General features: G+C 63.9%; 4 protein-coding genes. 2 read left to right on the top strand and 2 right to left on the bottom strand.

Annotated elements, in window-relative coordinates; translation table 11 throughout:
- Positions 1-251: 251 nt before the first annotated feature.
- Both PMN64_RS42115 and PMN64_RS42110 read right to left on the bottom strand, forming a co-directional pair.
- Positions 252-632: a hypothetical protein gene (locus PMN64_RS42115; RefSeq protein ID WP_411785024.1), complete on the bottom strand. Its 381-nt coding sequence runs from the start codon at positions 630-632 to the stop codon at positions 252-254.
- A gap of 596 nt (positions 633-1,228) precedes the next feature.
- Positions 1,229-2,824, bottom strand: a complete 1,596-nt coding sequence (locus tag PMN64_RS42110) for an ABC transporter substrate-binding protein (protein WP_411785023.1) — start codon at positions 2,822-2,824, stop codon at positions 1,229-1,231.
- A 315-nt stretch (positions 2,825-3,139) separates the two neighbouring features.
- Here PMN64_RS42110 and PMN64_RS42105 point away from each other — a divergent pair, with 315 nt between their 5' ends.
- Both PMN64_RS42105 and PMN64_RS42100 read left to right on the top strand, forming a co-directional pair.
- Positions 3,140-3,598, top strand: coding sequence for a hypothetical protein (locus tag PMN64_RS42105; protein WP_411785022.1), 459 nt, complete (start codon positions 3,140-3,142; stop codon positions 3,596-3,598).
- Between the two features lie 255 nt (positions 3,599-3,853).
- Positions 3,854-4,714: an FAD binding domain-containing protein gene (locus tag PMN64_RS42100; protein ID WP_411785025.1), complete on the top strand. Its 861-nt coding sequence runs from the start codon at positions 3,854-3,856 to the stop codon at positions 4,712-4,714.
- Positions 4,715-4,718 lie beyond the last annotated feature (4 nt).

The raw sequence follows: 4,718 nt of genomic DNA, 5'->3' as shown, positions 1-4,718 counted from the left end.
ATCAAGGACACTGCAATTGGGCTCATTGTAGCTAAGCTCCTGGCGCAGCCGCCTCCCGCGTAGTTGACGATGAGCGAGGACTGGCTGTCTTTCCCGATGTTGCAGCCACGGGAACCCTTTAATTGATCCTCTCCACCGGCGGTGGCTCCCAAGACCCATCTAGGATGGAAGGGGCTTTCTCGTCTGGCCAGTACAGTCGCATAAAGAGCAGGAAGTTATCCTCAGCGAATAGCTGGTGTGGATGTAGTCGATCAGGTCACGCAACGGCCGGGCTGCAGGAGCCTTGCGACTTCCGTGAGCGTGCTGACCATGGGCTCGCAGGCCACTGTCCGCTTACGGCTCTGATTCCACAGCGGCGTCTTGGTGATGCGCGCTTGCGCAGATGGAATACGGATCAGGACCGATGTATCGGCTTGATCGTTCAAGCGCAGAGAAACCGTTTTCGTCTGGACTGCGAACGGCTTGGGGGCAGCAAGATGATCTGCCTTGCCGGCGCGATTGACGATGTGACTTGGCTGTTCAGAGCTCGCCTGCCAGCGGTCTCCGAGGTCGTGACCTGAAGCGAATTGCACGGCACCGATCGTCAATGCGGTCGCGAGAGCGCCTAAAAAAGTTTTGCGAATCTGTGACATGGCCTCGCTCCCCGCCCCACGGCGATCGTTGTTCTTTATGCAGTTCCCCTTTGCCCATCGCTTCCAATTCCATTTTTAACCGTCCGACTGTTTCACCATGCCTTCGTGAAGGCCGGAAAATGGTTTCGTCCCGGCGGATTGTGTTTCGTCACCCCCCGAACCGCACTCGGCGGCGGCTATTCCAGAGGTAGCGGCGATCGTCGGCTGAGGTCCGCAACGGGTCAAAAGCAGTCGACGACGATCCGGCACGGCAATTACTGCGTCGCCGTCAGAAGCGGACCTTTATGAGTCCACGCCCTCGTTATCGGCAAGGCTGGGGTGCCGCGAATGATGCGCAATCGCAGCCATTGGTTCGCGCCGGAGGGGGAGGTGGATTTCGGAATATTGGAAATGTATTCCTGATTTGCCCGACGTGTCAAGTTGCCCGGTCGAACGCCGGCGGCGGTCGGCTCCTTTGCATGGGGTTGTTTTCGATATTTTGCGGCGCCCGCAAGCGAGAGCAGTGAAGCGCCTCGGCGGCTGAAACGATGAACCTTCCGACGTGCCTCAGCTGGTCCAACGTTGATCAGCGGCGCGCGTCGCTCGCGCCGCCGACCTTATTCGGTCTTGTCGACGTTCCAGAACACCGGCGGCGCCGGACCTTCCAGCACGCCGGTGAGCGATTTGCACCAGGCGCTCGGCAAGCGGAACTGGCCGAGCGGGATATAGATCACCTGCTCGTAGGCTTGCTTTTGAATCTCGACCGCGACCTTCTTCTGCTCCTCGGGCGAGGTGGCGCGCGCATAGGCGTCGCGCATCTGCTCGAGCTTGGCGTCTTCGGGCCAGCCGAACCAGGCCCGCTTGCCGTTCGCGGCGATCTGGTTGTTGACGATCGGGTTCATCACCTCGGTCGCGCCGGTGAAGGTGAAGAACAGGTTCCAGCCGCCTTCCTTGGGCGGCTTCTGGCTGGCGCGGCGGCTCACCACGGTTTGCCAGTCCGTCACCTGCGCGTCGACGTTGAAGCCGGCCGCGCGCAACAGCTGCGCCGCGACGGTCGGCGGCCCCTTCAGCGTTTGCACGTCGCCGGGGATCATGATCACGACGGGCGTGCCGTCATAGCCCGAGGCGGCGAGCGCCTTCTTGCCCTCGGCCATGCCGTTGCCCTTGATCAGCGTCTCCGCGCCGGCGTCGCTGGCGAGCGGCGTGTCGCAGGCGAAATAGGAGCCGCAGATCTCGTAATATTTCGCGTTGCCGACGGTGGCGTCGAGCACGTCCTTCTGGTTCATCGCCAGGAATGCGGCGCGGCGGATTTTGGCGTTGTCGAATGGCGGGTGCAGGAAATTCATCCGGCCCTCGATCTGGAAGCCGAACTTGTTCAATACGGCCACGGTGAGGTCGGAGTTCGCCTCGAGCACCGGCAGCAGGTCGACCGACGGCTGTTCCAGGAAATCGATCTCGCCGGATTGCAGCGCGTTGATCGCGGTCTGCGCGTCGGGCATCGTGACCCATTCGACGCGATCGACCTTCGCGACCTTGCCGCCCGACAGCCAATCCGGCTTTTCCTTGCGCGGCACGTAGTCGGCATTGCGCTCATAGACGGCCTTCACGCCCGGCTGGAATTCCGCCTGTATGAATTTAAACGGCCCGCAACCGATCTGCTCGGCGATCTGCTTGCCCGGCGGCGTCTCCGCGAGCCGCTTCGGCATCATGAAGGCGACGTAGGAGGAGGGCTTTGCCAGCGACTCCAGCACGAGGCCGTACGGCTCCTTGAGCTTGAGCACGATCGTCTTCGGCCCGCTCGCCTCGAGGGAAGCGGTGAATTCGGCCAGCTTCTGCGCCATGCCGTCGACGGCGGTCCAGCGCTTCAGCGAGGCGATGCAGTCCTCCGCGGTGACGGGCGCGCCGTCATGCCATTTCAGGCCGTCGCGCAGCGTGAAGGTGTAGGTGAGCTTGTCGTCCGAGATCGTCCAGTCCGCCATTTGCGGGCGGACCTTGAAGCTCGAATCGATGCCGAGCAGCGTGTCGTAGACCATGTAGCCATGGTCGCGGGTGATGTAGGCGGTGGTGAAACCGGGATCGATGATGCGCAGGTCCGAATGCATCACGGCGGTGATGGTCTTGCCCTTGCCCGCGGCAAAGGCGCGCGATGACAGGATGGCCGGCGCCGCGCCGGCCGCAAGCTTGAGGAGCGTTCTGCGCGAAACTTCGACCATTCGCCGTCTCCCGATCTGTCATTGCGCCGGCATGCTTCACCAATCCGTTGTTGAAAGCAAGCAAGAGCCGCGCCATCGCGTTCGGTCCCGTTGCGAGGTTGCGCAGCCGTGTGCGCTCATTGCTTGAGCACGTCGTCGAGCAGGCGTTGGTTCCGGGCCTCGCCGCTCGGCACGTCCCGACGAGGTTGAGGAGGACTTAACCGGCCGCTGACACTTGTATTGCCTGGGTTAGCCGGGGTTGGACATCTTTCCGGTAGCTTGCTTGACGAGTGTACGGCGGTCGAACCGCCGCGTCCCTTTGAGAGGCAAGACGCCATGCGCCGCGGTCTGCTCGTTCTTCTCGTGTTCGTCGGCGTGGCGGTGTCCGGTCAGGACGTGCGCGCCGCGGAGTTCGGCACGCGATACAGCTACCAGCAGCTGCAGGACTTGACCGAGAAGGGTCCCAAAGGCGAAGCCCTCGCGCTTGGCTATGTGAGTCTCACGCACTCCTTCATCCTGCCCTACAAGATGACGGGGTATTATGCCCTGATGGTCAAGGGCTCCGGCAAAGACCTCAACGGCCGCCCGCTCAACGTTTACCACGAGCTCTCGCCGGAGAAGATCGAGCAGATGCAGCGTGCCGGCGCGCTGCCCAATCCGCTTCCCCCTTACCGGCGCACGATCTTCGAATACATGTTCGGCTATGTGTTGTGGTGGTGCATTCCGGCGGCGCTTCTCATCATCGGGATGTTCTCGATGCTTGGGATCGGCTCCGGCAAACGCGGTCAGGCCTGACCGATCTGGTTGGCGGCCTCGTCGCGGCGGGTCGCGTGCGCGCGCCCAAGGCACAGGCCGCGCGCCGCCGCCGGCGCTGCACAAGTCCGCATCCTGCATAGGAGCCTGCGCTTCCTGCCGCACCTCGCAGGCTGTTCGGACCCCGATCCGCCGTGTAGGCTCGCGGTCTGCCGGCCAGCAATCAATAAGGCCACATCCCGTAAATCCTAAGGGAACAAGCAGTCGAGGGAGACCGAAAGAACCGTCATGACCGATATCCGATACGTAGCACCGCGCACGCTTGACGAAGCGATTGGCGCATTTGCTGCCGCCGGGAGTGCCGCCCGCATTATGGCAGGGGGCACCGACTTATTGGTGCAAATGCGCTCCGGCCTGGTGCGGCCGGGACTGATCGTCGACATCAAGAAGATCGGCGAGATGACCGAAATCAGCGAAACCGCCGATGGCGGTTTCCGCGTGGGTGCCGCCGTCTCCGGCATGGAGCTCGCCGAGCACGCGCGCTTCGGCAAGGTGTGGCCCGGCGTGCTCGAGGCCGTGAACCTGATCGGCTCGAAGCAGGTGCAAGGCCGCGCCTCCGCCGGCGGCAATCTCTGCAACGGCTCACCGGCCGGCGACAGCGTGCCGGCGATGATCGCGGCGGGTGCCGTCGTCACCGTGCAGGGGCCGAACGGCCGGCGGGACATGAAGGTTGAGGATGTGCCGGCCGGACCTGGCCGCACCAACCTCAAGCCGGGCGAGATCCTGGTCAGCTTCACATTGCCGCCGCGGCCGAAAGGCTCGAGCGATGCGTATCTGCGGATGATCCCGCGCACCGAGATGGACATCGCGGTGGTCGGCCTCGGCGTCAGCCTGACCTTGAAGGATGGCGTCTGCACTGCGGCCCGTGTCGGCCTCGGCGCGGTGGCGCCGACCGCGCTGCTGGTCGCGCCGGCGGCGAAGGCGCTGATCGGCTCGAAGCTCGACGATGTCGCGCTCGAAGCCGCCGCTGCCGCGTGCCGCGCCGCCTGTCGTCCGATCGACGACAAGCGCGGCACCATCGCTTACCGGACCAAAACCGCCGGCGTGCTGCTCAAGCGCACCGCCGCGATCGCCGCCCAGCGCGCGGGAGGACACTAGCACC

The organism is Bradyrhizobium sp. UFLA01-814 (genome assembly GCF_046718885.1).
GTDB lineage: Bacteria > Pseudomonadota > Alphaproteobacteria > Rhizobiales > Xanthobacteraceae > Bradyrhizobium > Bradyrhizobium elkanii.
This window is presented reverse-complemented; position numbering and strand designations above follow the sequence as displayed.